Source organism: Algorimicrobium algoritergicola, from assembly GCF_008086165.1.
GTDB classification, from domain to species: Bacteria; Bacteroidota; Bacteroidia; order Flavobacteriales; family Flavobacteriaceae; genus Algorimicrobium; species Algorimicrobium algoritergicola.
The window spans coordinates 1,259,638-1,278,613 of record NZ_VSKL01000001.1 but is presented as its reverse complement, the minus strand read 5'-3'; the positions used below and the strand labels follow the sequence as shown (position 1 = coordinate 1,278,613).

The 18,976-nt window shown below is 34.5% G+C and carries 17 protein-coding genes; 9 read left to right on the top strand and 8 right to left on the bottom strand.

Annotated features, from left to right (window positions below; all coding sequences use genetic code 11):
* Positions 1-57: 57 nt before the first annotated feature.
* Positions 58-438, top strand: a complete 381-nt coding sequence (locus ES675_RS05880; RefSeq protein WP_066256273.1) for a DUF983 domain-containing protein — start codon at positions 58-60, stop codon at positions 436-438.
* Here the strand turns inward: ES675_RS05880 and ES675_RS05875 are convergent.
* The 8 genes from ES675_RS05875 to ES675_RS05840 all read right to left on the bottom strand — a co-directional run bounded on the left by ES675_RS05875 (position 431) and on the right by ES675_RS05840 (position 11,009).
* Positions 431-1,474 (bottom strand): NAD(P)/FAD-dependent oxidoreductase, encoded by a 1,044-nt coding sequence (locus ES675_RS05875; protein ID WP_066256276.1) that lies wholly within the window; start codon positions 1,472-1,474, stop codon positions 431-433. The two genes, ES675_RS05880 and ES675_RS05875, sit on opposite strands and share 8 nt — an antisense overlap.
* Positions 1,475-1,573: 99 nt before the next feature.
* Entirely contained in the window at positions 1,574-2,473 is a 900-nt protein-coding gene (gene porN / locus ES675_RS05870; RefSeq protein ID WP_066256279.1) for a type IX secretion system ring subunit PorN/GldN, read from the bottom strand.
* Positions 2,474-2,523: 50 nt separating this feature from the next.
* The gene (gene porM, locus ES675_RS05865; protein ID WP_066256282.1) at positions 2,524-4,074 is read right to left on the bottom strand and encodes a type IX secretion system motor protein PorM/GldM; all 1,551 of its coding nucleotides are present in this window, start codon (positions 4,072-4,074) and stop codon (positions 2,524-2,526) included.
* A gap of 50 nt (positions 4,075-4,124) precedes the next feature.
* Positions 4,125-4,769: a type IX secretion system motor protein PorL/GldL gene (porL, locus tag ES675_RS05860; protein WP_066256287.1), complete on the bottom strand. Its 645-nt coding sequence runs from the start codon at positions 4,767-4,769 to the stop codon at positions 4,125-4,127.
* Between the two features lie 65 nt (positions 4,770-4,834).
* Positions 4,835-6,205 (bottom strand): T9SS ring complex lipoprotein PorK/GldK, encoded by a 1,371-nt coding sequence (gene porK, locus ES675_RS05855; RefSeq protein WP_066256323.1) that lies wholly within the window; start codon positions 6,203-6,205, stop codon positions 4,835-4,837.
* Positions 6,206-6,368: 163 nt separating this feature from the next.
* On the bottom strand, positions 6,369-7,535 hold the full coding sequence (locus ES675_RS05850; protein WP_066256290.1) for a formimidoylglutamase: 1,167 nt from the start codon (positions 7,533-7,535) through the stop codon (positions 6,369-6,371).
* A gap of 9 nt (positions 7,536-7,544) precedes the next feature.
* Complete coding sequence (gene topA, locus ES675_RS05845) at positions 7,545-10,076, bottom strand: type I DNA topoisomerase (RefSeq protein ID WP_066256294.1); 2,532 nt, start codon at positions 10,074-10,076, stop codon at positions 7,545-7,547.
* Between the two features lie 159 nt (positions 10,077-10,235).
* Positions 10,236-11,009: a hypothetical protein gene (locus ES675_RS05840; protein WP_066256298.1), complete on the bottom strand. Its 774-nt coding sequence runs from the start codon at positions 11,007-11,009 to the stop codon at positions 10,236-10,238.
* A 151-nt stretch (positions 11,010-11,160) separates the two neighbouring features.
* Here ES675_RS05840 and miaB point away from each other — a divergent pair, with 151 nt between their 5' ends.
* The 8 genes from miaB (at position 11,161) to groL (ending at position 18,815) form a co-directional block, all read left to right on the top strand.
* Entirely contained in the window at positions 11,161-12,603 is a 1,443-nt protein-coding gene (gene miaB, locus ES675_RS05835) for a tRNA (N6-isopentenyl adenosine(37)-C2)-methylthiotransferase MiaB (protein WP_066256303.1), read from the top strand.
* A gap of 4 nt (positions 12,604-12,607) precedes the next feature.
* Entirely contained in the window at positions 12,608-13,495 is an 888-nt protein-coding gene (locus ES675_RS05830) for a hypothetical protein (RefSeq protein ID WP_148367294.1), read from the top strand.
* A gap of 4 nt (positions 13,496-13,499) precedes the next feature.
* Positions 13,500-14,768 carry a sigma 54-interacting transcriptional regulator gene (locus ES675_RS05825; protein WP_066256311.1) on the top strand — a complete coding sequence of 423 codons (1,269 nt, stop codon included), beginning with the start codon at positions 13,500-13,502 and terminating at the stop codon, positions 14,766-14,768.
* 20 nt (positions 14,769-14,788) lie between these two features.
* Positions 14,789-15,295, top strand: a complete 507-nt coding sequence (locus tag ES675_RS05820) for an LptE family protein (protein ID WP_066256315.1) — start codon at positions 14,789-14,791, stop codon at positions 15,293-15,295.
* 1 nt (position 15,296) lies between these two features.
* A complete protein-coding gene (locus ES675_RS05815) occupies positions 15,297-16,271 on the top strand; it encodes a hypothetical protein (protein ID WP_066256318.1) in 975 nt (324 codons plus the stop codon).
* A 1-nt stretch (position 16,272) separates the two neighbouring features.
* The gene (gene secG / locus ES675_RS05810) at positions 16,273-16,626 is read left to right on the top strand and encodes a preprotein translocase subunit SecG (RefSeq protein ID WP_066256321.1); all 354 of its coding nucleotides are present in this window, start codon (positions 16,273-16,275) and stop codon (positions 16,624-16,626) included.
* A 159-nt stretch (positions 16,627-16,785) separates the two neighbouring features.
* A complete protein-coding gene (locus tag ES675_RS05805; protein WP_066248585.1) occupies positions 16,786-17,061 on the top strand; it encodes a co-chaperone GroES in 276 nt (91 codons plus the stop codon).
* A gap of 125 nt (positions 17,062-17,186) precedes the next feature.
* Positions 17,187-18,815, top strand: coding sequence for a chaperonin GroEL (gene groL / locus ES675_RS05800; RefSeq protein WP_066248580.1), 1,629 nt, complete (start codon positions 17,187-17,189; stop codon positions 18,813-18,815).
* The last annotated feature ends 161 nt before the right edge of the window (positions 18,816-18,976 follow it).

The window sequence follows — 18,976 nt, the reverse complement described above, 5'->3', positions numbered from 1 at the left end:
ATTAAATAATTGGCTAATTTTGTTTTTCTAATAAAGTGCAAAAGTAAACTAATAAAAATGATAACAAAAGGAACGAAGCTTTATAGCATTTTTACAGGTGCTTGTCCCAAGTGCCATCAGGAATCCATGTACGTAAATAAAAACCCGTATGTATTAACTGAAGTTCAAAAAATGCATGAAAACTGCATTCATTGTGGCTTTAAATTCCATATTGAACCTTCATTTTTTTACGGATCTATGTACGTGAGTTATGGCGTTGGCATTGCTTTTGCCGTAGCTGCTTTTGTAATTAGTTATCTTTTTCTAGGTTCTGGATTAATGACTGCCTTTATGGCCATAGTGGGAACATTAATCGGTTTCTCGCCTATTATCATGCGTATATCTCGAAACATTTGGATAAACATGTTTGTAGATTACGATAAGGAAAAAGCTAACTAGTATATCTGGTTATTGAAATTTCCGGGTTTAATGGTTGCTTGTTTTCTATAAAGTTAAAAAGTTGTTTTGCTGCATAAGGCGAAATCATGACGCCTCGTGAACCCAATCCATTTAACACATGTAGATTTTCATGTTTTGAATGTGTACCTACCAATGGTCTTCTGTCATTTACTGTTGGCCGAACACCCGCTTTATGGCTCACAACTTCAAAAGGTGCTTTTAAAAATGTTTTCAATTTGGAACTTAATTGTGCCTTCCCTTCTTCTGTAGGATTGTTTGTTTTATCAAATCGATTATAGGTAGCACCAACATAATAATCTTCATCCGAATTTGGCATAATAAAAACACTAGATTTTAAGGCATAATCTATTTTCAAATCGGGAACTTTCACTGTTAAAACCTCTCCTTTGGTACCATCAAGTGGTAAGTAATTAAAAAACGGATTTTGTTTTAATCCAAACCCTTCGCAAAATACGATGTGATTCGCTTCATGATTTTTATACTGAAGTGTCTCGGCATCTATTTGTAAAGCTTCATACTGAAAGCCGTCAGATAATAATTGTGAATGGCTTTTTAGATAGGTTTTATAATTCGAAATCAAAACGGTCGTATCTACACGTCCAGCTTCAAATACTTCACCTAAATTATGTGGTGCATCAATTTGCGGATTTGTATTAGACACTAAAGTCGTTGATAAGTAGGGTTCCAAGTTTGGTTTATCTGAAGCTGTAAACCAGATATTCTGTTCTTCAATAGATGCAAAACGTCTATATAATTTGAGTTTATGATCGAGCTTAACGTCTAGTAAGCTTTCTAATTCCTTATAATAAGGCTTGGCTAAAGCCAATTGCTCCTTTGCCATCCAAACTTCAGTAAAACGCTTTAAAATAACCGGATTATACATACCAGCAGCAACCAAAGACGCTTGTTGGGAATTATTATCAAACACCAAAAAAGATTTGTTGGCTTTACGTAATTGCTCACAAAACGCAATACCAGCTAAACCCAGACCTACTATAAAATAATCTACTTTCATAGGTACAAAGGTACTATGCTTTTCGGATTATTAATATCTTAAAAACAAAAAACGCTCACTTAAAAAAGTGAGCGTTTTAATATACTTAATATGTTAGGCTTAATAAGACCACATATCTAATTCAAAGTTTCTAATCTTCTCTTTAATGCGTTCTGATTCTAATAATTGCATTAATGCATTTTCCGAAATATACTCGGTTACCTTACGGTCACCATATACGTTTTCTTCTTTGTAAATATAGCCGTTAAAACGTCTAGAGTTTAGCAAATGATCAAACGAAAATGGCACTGAGCTGTTTTCATTATTGAACGCTTTAGCTTCGTGTAAAATTTCACGTGCATCTGGGAAAAATACCCAAAACAATGGAATAGGTTCTTTGTTTGCCTCATCATCCGAATCAATAAAGTTAACGTCTGGTGCTGCAGGTGCAATACCAATTAAACGATATTTTAATTCAGCTTGACGCTTGTCAAAGTACCAAAGTCCTTTTATTAAATAGGCGCTTACATCATACGATGTTATATCACGTTTAGTAATATATTCTGGAGAAACAAACCCGTCCGCATTATACTGGTCGTAACCAACATCTAATGTATCTACTTTAGACATACTAGCACGCAAATCATTTATAGTACGTTCTGCTGTAAAGTATGAATCGTCATAAACGGTTGCAATGTTTCCGTTTTTAACATTTTTCCAAAGCACATCAAATAATGAACGTCTGTGTGATCCAATATTGTTTGTATCTACAGGGTAGTACAATGGAAAGTTTACACGCTCATCAAGAACAACGCGTTCCCATGTCATTTTAGAAAACAGAATGTCTCTATCATCCACATAACCATATTCCAATGGCTTATCATTATCCACTGCTTTTTGAGCCTCTGTGCGCACACCAATTTCTTCTGGCGATTTTGCACTCAACAAGTTTGCTTGTGCAAAAGAAGCTGTCACAAAAGACACACCTAAAACGGTTAATAAAAAACTTTTATAATTCATCTGTTTTAATTTTAATTATTTGGGCTTATCATCAGATGTTAAAACCAATATTAATTTGTTAATTCAACAATTACTGGAGATACACCTTTTAACTTATAAGATGAGTTTCCTTTAATTTGTGCTGAAATATCGAAAATTGATATTTGGTCTCCACGTCTTGCCTTACGTAAGGCATTTTTAGCTTGACTATTTAATTTTGTTCCACTAACATTTACAGATGGCTGTCCAGGTACTTTTACCTTAAATGATGTTACTTGAATTGGTAATTCAAAGTCGAAATCATCTAATAACGCTCCAATAGTTGAAATTTCAACACTGTTACGTGGTAATTTTACAATACCTGTTTGACCACTAATTGATCCTGTTGGTTTTGGAATATCTTTAATTCTAAAGGTTGCTCTATCGCTAACCTTTGTTCCATCAGGTAATGTTCCTGATACATTAATGGCTACTTCACGACCAGAACCTGGATTCATAATGTATTTACCTACTCCTGAAGCTTTACTTAAACCAGAAGCATTTGCAGATACATTATTATCAGATACACCAGCGAAAGAAATAGTCATTGGGTTGGCAACACCACGATAAACAACGTTCATCTTATCTGCAGAAATAGTTGCTGAATTAGGTTTTGGTACAACGGCATACGTAGATTTCACAGGAATAGAGATAATAGAATCACCTTCCTTAAACTGAAATTCACCAGTAATTTCTCTTTCTCCAACAGCACCTGCAGGGAAATCTAAAATTGTTTTACCAGCTTGCATAGATTCTTTAGATAACTCTTGTCCGTTGATAATTACTTTATCAGCTTGAAGCGTGTTATCCTTTTTACCTAAAATAATAGTTCCTGTAAAGTTTTCTCCTGAAAAGAAAGCCGTTTTACTTGGTACTACAATCGCATCAAAGTTAGTTAAAGATGCTTCAACTTTTAATTTACCAGCTAACATAGAAGATAAAACTTCAGATTCTGTTGTTTTAACGTCTGCTTGTAATTGGGTCATTTTGGTTAAAGATGCTACTAAAGGAAATCCTCTGTAGTGGTAGCTTAACCAATCAAGCTTATTACCATCTCTATTTACCACTGGTTCAGTAGAGAACTTTTCTGATACATCTTCAGCAATATCAGCCAAATCAGGGTTTGTGCTTAATACAGCTACAACACCATCTCTATAGGCATTAATTTTATCCATGAACTCTTGACCTTCTGGTTTCAATTTTTCACCTTTGAAAAAATGATTATCTAAAAAGTCCCCTTTATCCATTACTTCATAATCTTGAGGATCATCAACAGTAGCTGTCATTTGTCCTTTTAAATCACTTAAGTACGAATTAAAATCATTGGATAATGCATCAATTTGATCAGCTTGCGCTTTCAAAGGTTGGTATTTAGCTGGTTGTTCGCTAACTTTTTCAGCTAACCCAGTCATAAATGCTTGATTTCTATCCGTAGTTGCTTCGTTTGATTCGACTAATTTTTCATTCATTAAGCCAAATGCCGAAAGCACTTCTTTTGACATATTCAATGCTAACATCGCAATGAAGATTAAATACATCAAGTTAATCATTTTCTGCCTTGCAGATAATTTTCCTCCTGCCATTTCTAATTGAGTTTTTGGTTATTAGTTATAATTAGTATTCCTAAACTTAATTAGTTTTTAGTCATTGCAGATAACATACCGCCATAAACACCGTTTAATGATGATAAGTTAGATGCTAATGATTGCATTTGTTCTTTTAATTTTTGTGCATTTTCAACAGACTCTTCGTTGATAGTTGCTTGACGATTAACGCTTTCTAATTGTACTTTATATAAGCTGTTTAATGATTCCATTTGTGCAGCAGCTAAAGATAACTCTTCACCATACTTTTTAGTAGCAGCCATTGAATCTACAGTTGGAGCAATTCCTTTGGCAGCACCTTCAAAGTTTTTAATACTGTTTCCTAAAGAAGCCATTAACTCACCGTCAATTTTAGCATCTTTTAATAAATTATCTAATTTTTGAGATAATAATCCTTCAGCATCTTTTGGTTGTTCTTTCTTTTTAGTTGATGTCATACCTCCAGCTAATTCTGGATATACTAATGACCAGTCTAAATCATTATCTACTGGTTCAAAGGCAGAAAGTGCGAAAATTATTGCTTCAGTAACTAAACCAATTGTTAACATCACGTTACCTGTTAATGGACCTATTTCAAAGTGAATAATCTTGAATAATGCACCAATAATAACAATAGATGCACCTAATCCGTAAGCCATTGCCATAAATTTCTTAAATCCTCTTGATTGTGCCATAATTTTTAATTTTTAGTTTAGTTAAATTTAGTTATAGTTTAGTTTAGTTTAATTTTTTTGATATGTTAGTTAAGAGAATTTAAGGTTAAATCTGTACCTAAATAATCTTGAACAGTTCTGAAACCAATGTAGCTACGTGCCGAATCTGCATACTCATAGTCTCTTGAACTTACTTGTAAATAATACGCAACATCTTTCCAAGATCCACCACGTACTACTTTACGGTTGTTATTAATATCATTCACACTTGGATTAATACTTGAAACATATTCATAAGAAGATGGATCGTAAGATGCATGTACCCATTCCGAAACGTTTCCAGCCATATTATATAGGTTGTAATCGTTCGCTTCGTAAGATTTTGCTTCTACTGTATATAATGCTTGATCGGCAGCATAATCACCACGTAATGGTTTAAAGTTTGCCATAAAACAACCTCTGTCGTTTTTAGTGTAAGGTCCACCCCAAGGAAAGGTTGCAGCTTGTAAGCCACCACGTGCAGCATACTCCCATTCAGCTTCTGATGGTAAACGGTATTTTGGAACGTTGTGTTTTTTACTGCTTTTTCTATCCGCATTGTGATATAACGTACGCCATTCACAAAAAGCATTAGCTTGTTTCCAAGATACGCCTACAACTGGATAATCATCATAAGCAGCATGCCAGAAATAATCATTATGCATTGGTTCATTATAAGAATACGCGAAATCACGAATCCAAGCTGTTGTATCTGGATAAATTTCTACAGCTTCTGTAATTAAGAATTCTGAACGCTTTTTACCTTTATTATGCATTTTAGCAGCTTTCTCGATATCCATGTATGTATACTGAAATTTAAATTTCTTTACATCCCAAGTACGTTGACCATTATAAGATTCTTCTAATGGTAAATACATAGTATCCATAACTTCTGCATACAACTCATCTATATAACCAGCTGTATCAAACTCAATATCGATTTCATTATTTAACTTTCTACCTTCGTAGCCTGTTGGACCTAAACCAGCATAATTATCATACATGTATTTTTCGTACACAGACATATTTTCTGGATCTGCATCTACAAATGCATAATCTCCAATAGTACCAGCGTCAGCTTGAGTTAAACCTTCTTCGTCGGCTAGAATAGCTAAACGGGTTCTGATTGTTGAATCACGTACCCAATTAACAAACTGCTTATACTCGCTGTTTGTAATTTCAGTAGCATCCATATAATAGGAACGAACAGTTACCGTTTTGGCTGGTGCATCATTAACTCCAGCAAGATCGTCGTCTGCTTTACCCATTATAAAAGCACCACCTGGAACTAATTCCATACCATAAGGTTTTTCGGGATGCCATTTTTTTCCTTTAACTCCTACAAGCTGACCTCTGTCTCCAGATCCACAGCTAGTTAGCACAGCTAAAATTGCGGTTAATAACATTAATTTTTTCATATCCATAGAAAACTCGAGGTTAATTATTTCTGTCTTAAAAATTTTAAGAGCGTAAACATATTTATATAATTTGTAAAAAACAACTTTTTTTTCCTAAAATTACTCATTTCGTCGTAAAAAAATGCATCTCATCGATGAAACACACCCTTAAAACGTTAAAGTTTTACACACAATTCTTTTGAAACGCTTTGTACCAGCGTTCTGGTACATTATTATTGCAGGCATTTTGATAATCTTGATGCGTACAAGGTAATAACGTATGTCTCTTCAATTTATTATTTATTTCTTCTAAAAAAGGTATTTCTATCCACCAACGTCCGGATTTCATACTTTTATAAAAAATAAGTTCTTGGTGGTCGACCAAGGTAATGAATTTTTGGTAGTTATGATCTAAAGAAAAATCATCGTCTTTCACCCTGTAATTAACACCTTCTATAAAATACCATAACATTTGGGCTATTAAACCAGACGTTAAATCGTCAATACTGGACGGTTTATACTCAAAAATTCCAAATGTTGTTACTTTATTACTAATTCCCGCGTAACGTGAAATAGCGCAAATTTCTTTTCCATCAAATCCGTTTGGTGATGCCTGTTGTTTAGAGCCGACTTCTGATCCTTTAACAGATCCTAAATCGATACTCACAATATTGGCATCCCGTAAGGCTGGCTCTACAAGCGTAATATCACTAGATACAGACCCTAAACGGTAAGACTCAAAATAGAGCTTATCCATTAAGTCTATTTCTTCTTGCGAATTAAAATAGGTTTGGTAACCTATAGTCGCGTAATTGAATAAGTTATAAGGTTCATCCAAAATAATCTTTCCAACAAAGCTGGTGTTTTTAATTGGCTTGGTTGAATCGCCTAAATCGAATTTAGAATCCACGTTAGCAATATTTACCATCGGCATTAAAGCATCATAAGCGCGGTAGATAGGATAGGTTAAATCCTGACTTCCACCAATGATAATTGGAATAATACCTTTTGGAATCAATAGAGCAACGGCAGTTTTTAAGGCATAATAGGTATCTTCTATAGATTCACCTTTATGAATATCGCCTAAATCGGCAAGTGTAGTATGCCAATTTCCAGGAAAAAGTGCGTAAAGTGATTTTCTGATTTCATTTAAATTAAAATCTTCACCTATATAATTAATATCATTACGGTTTTCCAACACTCCAATGATAGCTATTTGCACATCATCCAAATCTGGAATCCCACTTTGAGCGGAATGAATACGCAATTTTCTTCCAAGCGCTTGTGTTGACAATAATTCATTATGAGCTACAACACTATCGGGAACGGGAGTCAGAAAACTAAAATTCATTAGCTAATATTACTTTTTAGTCGTTGTTTTTTTCTTGGCTACTTTTTTAGTGGTCGCTTTCTTTGCAGGAGCTTTCTTTTTGGTTGCTTTTTTCTTGGGTGCATTTTTTTCTAGAATAGCCTGCGCCTCTTCTAAAGTCATTTCAGTAACATCATGTGTTTTTGGTAATTCAATTTTTGTTTTACCTTTTAGAATGTTATGTCTACCCCAACGTGCTTTTTCAACACGAATACCAGCATCTTCCCAATTATGGATAACCTTATCTATTTCTTTTTGAATTTTATCTTCAATTAACGTTACAATATCATCATCAGATAAATTATCCCAATCATATTTTTTGTTCACGTTAATAAACATATCGTTCCATTTTATAAAAGGACCAAAACGCCCTTTTCCTTTCTGAACCGGTAAATCTTTATACATATATATAGGAGCATCTGCTTTTTGCTTCTCTTTAATAAGAATAATAGCATCATCCAACTCCACGCTTAACGGATCTGTACCTCTTGGTAAGGACACAAACTGATCGCCAAACTTAACATACGGTCCATAACGACCATTATTGACCTCAACAGGTAATTTTTCATAGTCACCTAATAATTTAGGAAGCTGAAATAAATCCATAGCTTCTTCATAGGTAATGGTATTTAATTGTTGATCTGGAGATAGGCTTGCAAACTGTGGCTTTTCTTCATCATCCACCGTTCCAATTTGAACCATAGGTCCAAACTTTCCTAAACGCACACTTACCTGCTTACCTGTTTCTGGATCTTTTCCTAAAATACGTTCGCCAGATTCGCGGTCTGCGTTTTCTTGAACATCAACAACAATTGGATGAAAGTCTTTGTAGAAATCTTTCATCATTTTTTTCCAATCTACTTTACCTTCAGCAATTTCATCAAAATCTTCTTCTACTTTCGCCGTAAAGTTATAATCCAAAATGGTTTCAAAATGATTCACCAAGAAATCAGTTACAATCATACCAATATCCGTTGGCACTAATTTTCCTTTGTCTGAACCTACTTTTTCAGAAAGCAGTTTATCCTTAACCGCTCCATCTCTTAATGTTAATACGGTGTACTCACGTTCCACACCATCAACAGTTCCTTTTTCAACATAATTTCTGTTCTGAATGGTAGAAATTGTTGGTGCATAGGTAGACGGACGACCAATACCAAGCTCTTCTAATTTTTTAACCAAAGCAGCTTCCGTATAACGTGCTGGTGGTCTGGTGTAACGTTCGGTTGCTGTAATATAATTATTAAGCAAGGTTTCGTTTACCTTCATTGCTGGTAACATACCATCTTGCTCCTCATCTTCATCATCAGTTCCTTCTAAATATACTTTTAGGAAACCTTCAAAGGTAATCACCTCACCATTTGCGGTGAAGTTTTCGTTATGTGTGGATGCATCTATTTTTAAATTGGTACGCTCTAACTCCGCATCACTCATTTGTGAAGCAATAGCACGTTTCCAAATTAAATCATATAAACGCGCTTGATCACGATCGATGTTCACCGAATGGTTTGCAAAATCGGTTGGACGAATAGCCTCATGCGCTTCTTGTGCGCCTTTCGATTTCCCTTTATACGTACGTGGTTTACTGAATTTAGAACCATAAGCACTTTCAATTTCTGCTTTGGCGCCTTTTCGGGCTTCATCAGAAAGATTCACACTATCGGTTCTCATATAGGTTATTAAACCAGCTTCATATAAGCGTTGCGCCATAGTCATGGTTTTGCTTACAGAAAAGTATAGTTTACGTGCGGCTTCTTGTTGTAATGTGGACGTTGTAAATGGTGCTGCTGGCGATTTTTTAGCCGGCTTTTTTTGTAAATCACCAATCTTGAACGTCGCTTTGGCATTTTTTTCTAAAAAGGCTTGCGCTTCTTTTTTAGATGAAAAATTCTTCGGAAGTTTTGCTTTGAATGTTTGACCATCTTCATTTGAAAACTCCGCATCAATTCTATAAGATGCTACGGGATTAAATCCTTGTATATCGCGTTCACGCTCTACAATAAGTCTCACTGAAACCGATTGCACACGTCCAGCGGACAAACCACCTTTTACTTTTCGCCATAAAACAGGCGATAATTCATAACCTACTATTCTATCTAAAACACGACGAGCTTGTTGCGCATCGACTAAATCGTAATCAATTCCACGTGGATTTTCAATCGCTTTTTGAATAGCGGTTTTTGTTATTTCGTGAAAAACAATCCGTTTTGTTTTCTCTTTATCTAAATTTAAAGACTCGGCTAAATGCCAAGCAATTGCCTCACCCTCGCGATCCTCATCACTTGCTAGCCAAACCATATCGGCTTTCTTTGCTAAGTCTTTCAGTTTTTTTACAACTGCTTTTTTATCTTTAGAAACCTCATATACAGGTTTAAAATCGCCTTCAACATCAACACCTAATTCCTTGGAAGGTAAGTCTGCTATATGTCCAAAACTGGATTCTACTTTAAAATCTTTTCCTAAAAATTTTTCAATTGTTTTCGCCTTCGCTGGCGACTCAACAATAACTAAATTCTTTGCCATTTCATGTTTTTTAAGGCTACAAATGTATATGAAAAAAAGTACATGTTCCTAATTTTTAAAAATTCCTATGCTTTATTTTATCACTACTACCAATAAAAAACCTGTATTTAAACAATTTTAAATACAGGTTTTAATTATAAAATTAAATGTTTTTACAATTTATGATACAATATGATTGGTTGGTTGCTCCTCTTCAAAACCAACAACGTTTTTATAAACCAAATACATGGGATGGTATACAAAAGGTGCTGTAACTAAAATACCTATACCGCACATTAACATACCAACAATTTGTGCTAAAAGTGACGCGATTATAGTTAAACCAAATACTAATAACCATTTTTTGTTTCCTAATTTAAAACTAGCCTTTATAATATCACCAGCAGGTAATTCTGGATTGAAGGCAAAAATAATGGAGAAGAAATATATGGGAACAACAACATAAATTATAGGCAATACACAAAGCATAACAGCTATTAAGCTAATAAATAAAGATGCAAACATCAGTATCAGTAGCTTTCCAAAATATTTTCCTTTTAGATAATAAAAGAAATCTGATGTTTTAATAGGCTCATTATGGTCTAATCGTTTCATAATTCTAAAAAAACCTGCATTCAATGCTAGCGAAACAACACTTAGCACTAATATACCTGCTATAAAAAACAGCATATACATAATTCCCAAACCTGCAAAATAAGCCTGAAACGCTTCAGGATCTTGATCCCCTGTTGTTGCTTGAGAAATAATTATACCCAACAATGGTAAATATAATAACAGAATAAAAGGTAATACAATAATGAACGTTATAATTTGCAACAAAAAGCCTTGTACCCAAGTTTTCTTAAACAAATCAAAAGCGTCGCTAAAAATAGTTCCAAAATCTAACGAAGGTGCATTCGCGATTTTTTCTAAAAGTGAATTCATTGTGTTCATAAGTAGTTAATTAGTTAGTGATAGATTTCAAATTACGGCTAATTATATAGGATGCGCAAAATTATTTTTTATTATATGACACTTTGTCACAGTGTAAAAAATAATTGTAACTTTGCATACTTATTGACTGAACCTCATTTCAGATGCATTTATGGAGAAGATTATAGACGAATCAAAACAAGGTGAAACCCTTATATTAGAAGCAAAAGAAACCAATACACGGAAACTTTTTATTGAAAGTTACGGCTGTGCTATGAATTTTAGCGATAGTGAAATAGTGGCTTCCATTCTTACCAACGAAGGTTTCAACACAACCCAAAAGCTAGAAGAAGCTGATTTGGTTTTAGTAAACACCTGCTCAATTCGTGACAAAGCTGAACAAACCATTCGAAAGCGTTTAGAAAAATACAACGCCGTAAAAAAGATAAATCCGAAGATGAAAGTGGGTGTTTTGGGTTGTATGGCAGAGCGATTAAAACATAAATTTTTAGAAGAAGAAAAAATAGTAGATCTCGTTGTAGGTCCAGATGCTTATAAAGATTTGCCCAATCTGCTTTCTGAAGTTGAAGCTGGACGTGATGCCATAAACGTTATGTTATCTAAGGATGAAACCTATGGCGACATTTCTCCGGTACGCTTAAACACAAACGGTATTACAGCATTTGTTTCCATTACGCGTGGTTGCGATAATATGTGTACATTTTGCGTTGTTCCTTTTACTCGCGGTCGTGAACGTAGTCGGGATCCACAAAGTATTATGGAGGAAGTAAACGATTTATGGAGCAAAGGTTATAAAGAAATTACACTATTAGGTCAGAATGTTGACAGCTATTTATGGTATGGCGGTGGACTGAAAAAAGATTTTGAAAAAGCTAGCGACATGCAAAAAGCAACAGCTATCAATTTCTCAAAATTATTAGAACAATGTGCCCAAGCACAACCAAAAATGCGCATTCGTTTCTCTACATCTAATCCGCAAGATATGACGTTGGATGTTGTAGAAACCATGGCGAAATATAAAAATATTTGTAACCATATTCATTTACCAATTCAAAGTGGTAGCAACCGCATTTTAAAGGAAATGAACAGGCAGCATACACGTGAAGAATATATGGAACTCATCACCAATATTAAACGTATTTTACCAAATTGCGCTATTAGTCAGGATATGATTGCTGGTTTTCCAACAGAAACAGAAGCCGATCATCAAGACACGTTGAGCTTAATGGAGTTTGTACAATACGATTTTGGTTTTATGTATGCCTATTCGGAAAGACCAGGAACCATGGCTGGTAGAAATATGGAAGATGATGTTCCAGAGGCCACGAAGAAACGGCGTTTACAAGAAATTATTGATGTGCAACGTGCTAATGGTCATAAAAAAACACTGGCTAATTTAGGTCAAATTCATGAAGTGTTGATTGAGAAAGCATCCAAAAAATCAGATTTACAATGGTCTGGACGTACCTCACAAAATACAGTTGTAGTTTTTCCGAAAGAACATTATAAGGTTGGCGAATTTGTAAACGTAAAAATAAACGATTGTACCACAGCTACCCTGATTGGTGAGGCTGTTGGGTATTCAAATCACTAATACAATGAAACATTCAATCTTATTATTGTTAGCTTTAACCTTAAATTCATGTTCGTCAGATGATAATCCGGTTACTAATACCGAGATATCAGAAACGCCAATATTAAAAAAAATGCATAAAGAACGTATCTATGACGGGCTTACGGAAGACTTTGACTTTAACACATCAGGCCGATTACAGTCGTTTAATAAGATTGTAACGGATTATTACCAAAATGACAGATTCATTGACTACGCTTATAACTCGAGTAATCAATTAATTGAATATAAAGAGTTTATTGAATCTGGTGCTACATTAACCTCGTCAATACAGTTTTCTGGCGATATTCCTATCCGTGTGGGTTATAATAACACCGATAACAACGTCAATTTTGAATCTATCATAACTATAAATAATAGTGTTTTATCTTTTGTGGTTCCTGATTATGAATTCTTTTCTGCTGGTGATGCCGAAATCATTATCACATTTGAAACCAATAAATTGGAGAAAATCATAGAGTATCGTATAAATCAATTACAGGCAGGAAACACCACAACCTACACACTACTTAATTTTGAATACGACAACCAAGACAATTTATTGCGATATGGTATCGAATTTCTATACGGATTTGAAAGAAATGAGTCCTTTATATTTACTTATGATAATGAAGTAAACCCATTTGCTGTATCTTTAAAACAAAATGCCATTTGGCTTTTACTTATCGAGGGGCACTTTAGAATCAACATAAAAAATTTAATCTTAATTTCCCCAAATAACATTCTTATAGACAACTATCACAATAAGTCATATACTTACAATTATAATATTTTTGACTACCCATATTCAGCAACTATCAGCAACTTACAGTCTCAACAAACTATTGAAACATTAACGTTTACCTATTATTAATCCAATGGAATCAATACAAGCAACCAAACAGCGTTTCGGCATAATTGGAAACGACCCAACACTTAATCGTGCCATAGAAAAGTCCATTCAAGTAGCACCAACAGATATTTCGGTTTTAGTAACTGGTGAATCTGGTGTGGGTAAGGAAAGTATTCCTAAAATTATCCATTCCTTATCGCACAGAAAACACGGTAAATATATTGCTGTAAACTGTGGTGCCATTCCAGAAGGCACTATTGATAGTGAACTTTTCGGACATGAAAAAGGTGCATTTACAGGTGCAACAGCTAACAGAAATGGTTATTTTGAAGTTGCCGATGGTGGCACCATTTTTTTAGATGAAGTCGGTGAATTACCACTCACCACACAAGTACGTTTGTTACGTGTTTTAGAAAATGGCGAATTTATAAAAGTAGGTTCCAGTAAAGTACAGAAAACCAATGTACGTATTGTGGCAGCTACAAACGTGAACATGTTTGATGCTATTAAAAAAGAAAAATTTCGTGAAGATTTATACTACCGTTTAAGTACCGTTGAAATTAATTTACCGCCATTACGAAACCGAAAAGATGATATTCATTTATTATTCAGAAAGTTTGCTAGTGATTTTGCTTTAAAATATAAAATGCCAACCATCAAATTATCAGATGAAGCTGTAGCTATATTATTGAAATTCCGTTGGAATGGAAATATTAGACAGTTGCGCAATGTGGCCGAACAAATTTCCGTTTTAGAACAAAAAAGAGAAATTTCTGTAGAAACATTACGTCATTATTTACCAACGGAAGGTAGCCAATTACCTGCTGTAATTAAAACCACTAAATCTGAAAGCGATTTTAGTAGTGAACGGGAAATTTTGTATAAAGTACTTTTTGACATGAAGAGTGATTTAAACGATTTAAAGAAACTCACCATGGAACTGATGAAAACCGGTAACGGTTCTGAAGTTCAGAAGAAAAATGAAGGCCTAATTGATAAAATTTATGGCGAAGTAGATGATGACACGCAGGAAGCTTATGAAGATTTAGAAGTGCTTTCCATTCCTGAAAAACCGAATGATACGTATTCTGAAGATCCTATTGAAACAGCAACAGACAAATACCATTTTGCTGAAGAAATTGAAGAAGAAGAAACGCTGTCCTTGCATGATAAGGAATTAGAACTTATAAAAAAATCGTTGGAACGCCATAGCGGAAAACGTAAATTAGCGGCTGCCGAATTAGGCATTAGCGAGCGTACATTATATAGAAAAATTAAACAATACGACCTGTAATTGGTTTTAAAAATTAATTTATGAAAATCATAAAAGTAGTTTTATCAGCATTTGTTTTAATCACCTTTTTAGGCTGTGGCGCCTATTCGTTTACCGGTGCTTCCATTGCTGCTGATGTCAAAACATTTCAAGTCAATTATTTTCAAAATAATGCCATTTTAGTAGAACCTGGTTTGGATCGGGATTTTACGAATGCGCTAACGGATTTACTGATTAATCAAACCAATTTAGATTTAGTGAAATCTGGTGGTGATTTGGTATACGAAGGTGAAATTACAGAATACCGTATCTCGCCAACTACAGCAACAGCAAATAACACAGCAGCTCAAAACCGATTGAACGTTACTGTAAATGTTCGATTTTATAACTTGAAAGACGAGGAAGACTATTTAGAACAACGTTTCTCTTTTTTTTATGATTATGCTGGAGCGGCGTTATTGACAGGCTCTCAAAAAGATACCGCTTTAGCTGAAATTTTTGAGCGTATTACTCAAGATATTTTTAATGCAACATTAGCAAAATGGTAAAATGATAACAGCTGCTGAATTTTCTAAAATCATCCAAGAACCGAAAGATATTTCGCTTGAACAAACAGCGGAAATAAAAGCAATTGTGGAGCAGTATCCTTATTTTCAAGCGGCTCGTGCTAGTTATTTAAAAGGATTAAAATCCAAGTCTAGTATTAAATATAATAATGAGTTAAAGGTAACGGCTGCATATACAACCGATAGAAGTATTTTATTCGATTTTATTACATCAGAAGCCTTTTTGCAAAATGAAATATCACAGCATATTAAGCAACATTTAGACCATATTAAATCTATTGAAGTCGATTCTGAAGATATGTCATTTGATAAAAGAAGTCGGGTTGATGATGTATTAAAGCAACAAATTACAGATACGGAAGGCACATTAGATCCAGAATTATTTCAACTTAAAACCAGCAAACCACCAATAGCGTATTTTCAAATAGATGATGCATTACCAATTGAAGCTGATTCAAAAGATAATGCTATTGAAACGGCTACAGATGATTCAACTTCTCCTAACCATGTATTAAAATTAGGTCAACCGTTACAGTTTGATCATCAAGAAAAACATTCGTTTAATGAATGGTTAATGCTCACGCGTTTCGAACCTATAAATCGTGAAACTGATAACATAGAGAGCGAAAAAACAATTGAAAGTGTAATAGAAAACACAGACGATTCGGAAACAGAACGCAGTAAAAAGTTTGATTTAATTGATGAATTCATCACTAAAAACCCGAAGTTAAAACCTAGTAAAAAAACCACGGTAAACACCAATATTGCCGATGCGCAAATGATTCAGCCAGAAGCCTTAATGACTGAAACCTTGGCACGAATTTACCTAGAGCAAAAGAACTATAAAAAGGCAATTCAATCTTACAACATTTTAAGTTTGAAATATCCAGAAAAAAGTGGTTTCTTTGCAGACCAAATTAAAGCAGTAAAACAATTACAAGAACAAAATAACGAATAACATGAGTACGTTTACCATATTTTTAGCACTTATTGTAGTGGTTGCCTTTTTACTAATAGTAGTTATAATGGTTCAAAACCCTAAAGGTGGCGGATTATCATCATCTTTTGGTGGTGGTGGCACACAACAACTAGGTGGTGTTAAAAAAACAACAGACTTTTTAGACAAAAGCACATGGACACTAGCAACAATTATGTTGGTGTTAATTTTAGTTTCTAATGTTACTATTAGCAGAACAGGAACTGCAGAATCAAAAGCTATTGAGCAAATCAATACACAACAACCTGCTCCTGTTGCACCAGCTGTTCCAGCCGCAACTAATGAAAGCACTGAAACACCAGACGCTTCTAACTAGAACGTGTTACAAAAAAATAAAAAAAGCCAACTTTTCAGTTGGCTTTTTTTGTACCCTAAAGGGAATGAATGAAATTTTGTCAGTATATAGCTATTGGCACATTTTTAGTACAGTCCTTAAGCACTAAACAATTTTATAATTAATAAACAACATAAAAAAATGGCATTAAAAATTAAACCATTAGCAGACCGTGTTCTTATTGAACCAGAAGCAGCTGAAACTAAAACAGCATCAGGAATTATTATTCCAGATAATGCAAAAGAAAAACCACAACAAGGCAAAGTAATGGCAGCAGGAAAAGGCACCAAAGATGAGCCTATGACTGTTAAGGTTGGCGATACTGTTCTTTATGGCAAATATGCAGGAACGGAATTAAAATTAGAAGGTAAAGATTACCTGATTATGCGTGAAAGCGACATACTTGCAATTGTATAACAATAGCAAAATTCCAAAAAATAAAAAAGCAAAATTCAAAAACCTAAAATTTACATATCGTAAATCCGCTTGGGATTTAGTATTTGAATTTTGAGATTTAAAAATTTTAAATAAAATTATTCATTATGGCAAAAGATATAAAATTTGATATTGACGCACGCGACGGTTTAAAACGTGGTGTGGATGCATTAGCAAATGCAGTAAAAGTAACATTAGGGCCAAAAGGTCGTAACGTAATAATTAGTAGAAGTTTTGGTGCACCACAAGTAACCAAAGATGGTGTAACGGTTGCTAAAGAAGTAGAGCTTGAAAACGAGCTTGAAAATATGGGCGCACAAATGGTAAAAGAAGTTGCTAGTAGAACCAACGATTTAGCTGGTGATGGTACAACTACAGCAACCGTATTGGCTCAAGCAATTGTAAAAGAAGGTTTAAGAAACGTAGCTGCAGGTGCAAATCCAATGGATTTAAAACGCGGTATTGATAAAGCCGTTGCTGCTATTGTTGAAGACCTTGCCAAACAAGCAAAACAAGTAGGGAATTCTTCTGAAAAAATAAAGCAAGTTGCTTCTATTTCTGCTAACAACGATGAAACTATTGGCGATTTAATTGCTAAAGCGTTTAGTAAAGTTGGAAAAGAAGGTGTAATTACCGTTGAAGAAGCTAAGGGAATGGAAACCTATGTAGACGTTGTGGAAGGTATGCAATTTGACAGAGGTTATTTATCTCCTTACTTTGTTACTGATTCTGATAAAATGGTTGCTGATTTAGAAAATCCATACATTTTATTATTCGACAAGAAAATTTCAAACCTACAAGAAATACTTCCAATTTTAGAGCCAGTTGCCCAATCTGGAAGACCATTATTAATTATCGCTGAGGATGTAGAAGGTCAAGCCCTTGCAACATTAGTTGTAAATAAATTACGTGGTGGACTTAAAATTGCTGCTGTTAAAGCACCTGGTTTTGGAGACAGACGTAAAGCTATGTTAGAAGATATTGCTATCCTTACAGGTGGTGTTGTTATTTCTGAAGAGCGTGGTTTTTCATTAGAAAATGCCGATTTAAGCATGTTAGGAACTGCTGAAACAGTAACTATTGATAAGGATAATACAACTATTGTAAATGGTTCTGGTGATGCTAGCGCTATTAAAAATCGTGTTAACCAAATCAAAGCGCAAATTGAAACTACAACAAGCGATTATGATAAGGAAAAACTTCAAGAACGTTTAGCTAAATTAGCTGGAGGTGTTGCTGTACTTTATGTTGGTGCCGCAAGTGAAGTGGAAATGAAAGAGAAAAAAGACCGTGTTGATGATGCACTTCACGCAACTAGAGCTGCCGTTGAAGAAGGTATTGTTGCTGGTGGTGGTGTTGCGCTTGTAAGAGCTATCGGTTTATTACAAAAATTAACAGCTGAAAATTTAGACGAAGTTACAGGTATCCAAATTGTAGCACGTGCTATTGAAGCACCTTTAAGAACCATTGTTGAAAATGCAGGTGGTGAAGGAAGCGTTGTAATTGCTAAAGTATTAGAAGGCAAAAAAGACTTTGGTTTTGACGCCAAATCAGGAACGTATGTTGATATGCTAAAAGCTGGAATTATCGATCCTAAAAAAGTTACACGTGTAGCATTAGAAAATGCGGCTTCTGTTGCAGGAATGATTTTAACGACTGAATGTGCTTTAATTGATATTAAAGAAGATGCACCTGCTATGCCAATGGGCGGTGGCGGAATGCCAGGCATGATGTAGTCCAAAGCTTCATAACTTAAATTATAATTTTAAAAACGCCTCAAGAAATTGAGGCGTTTTTTATTCCCATTCATGAAAAAAATGGATTATTGACGGGAAACCGTTTTTTCATTATTAATAAAAACAGTACTTTTAATCTCATAAAAGCCTCATTCATAACT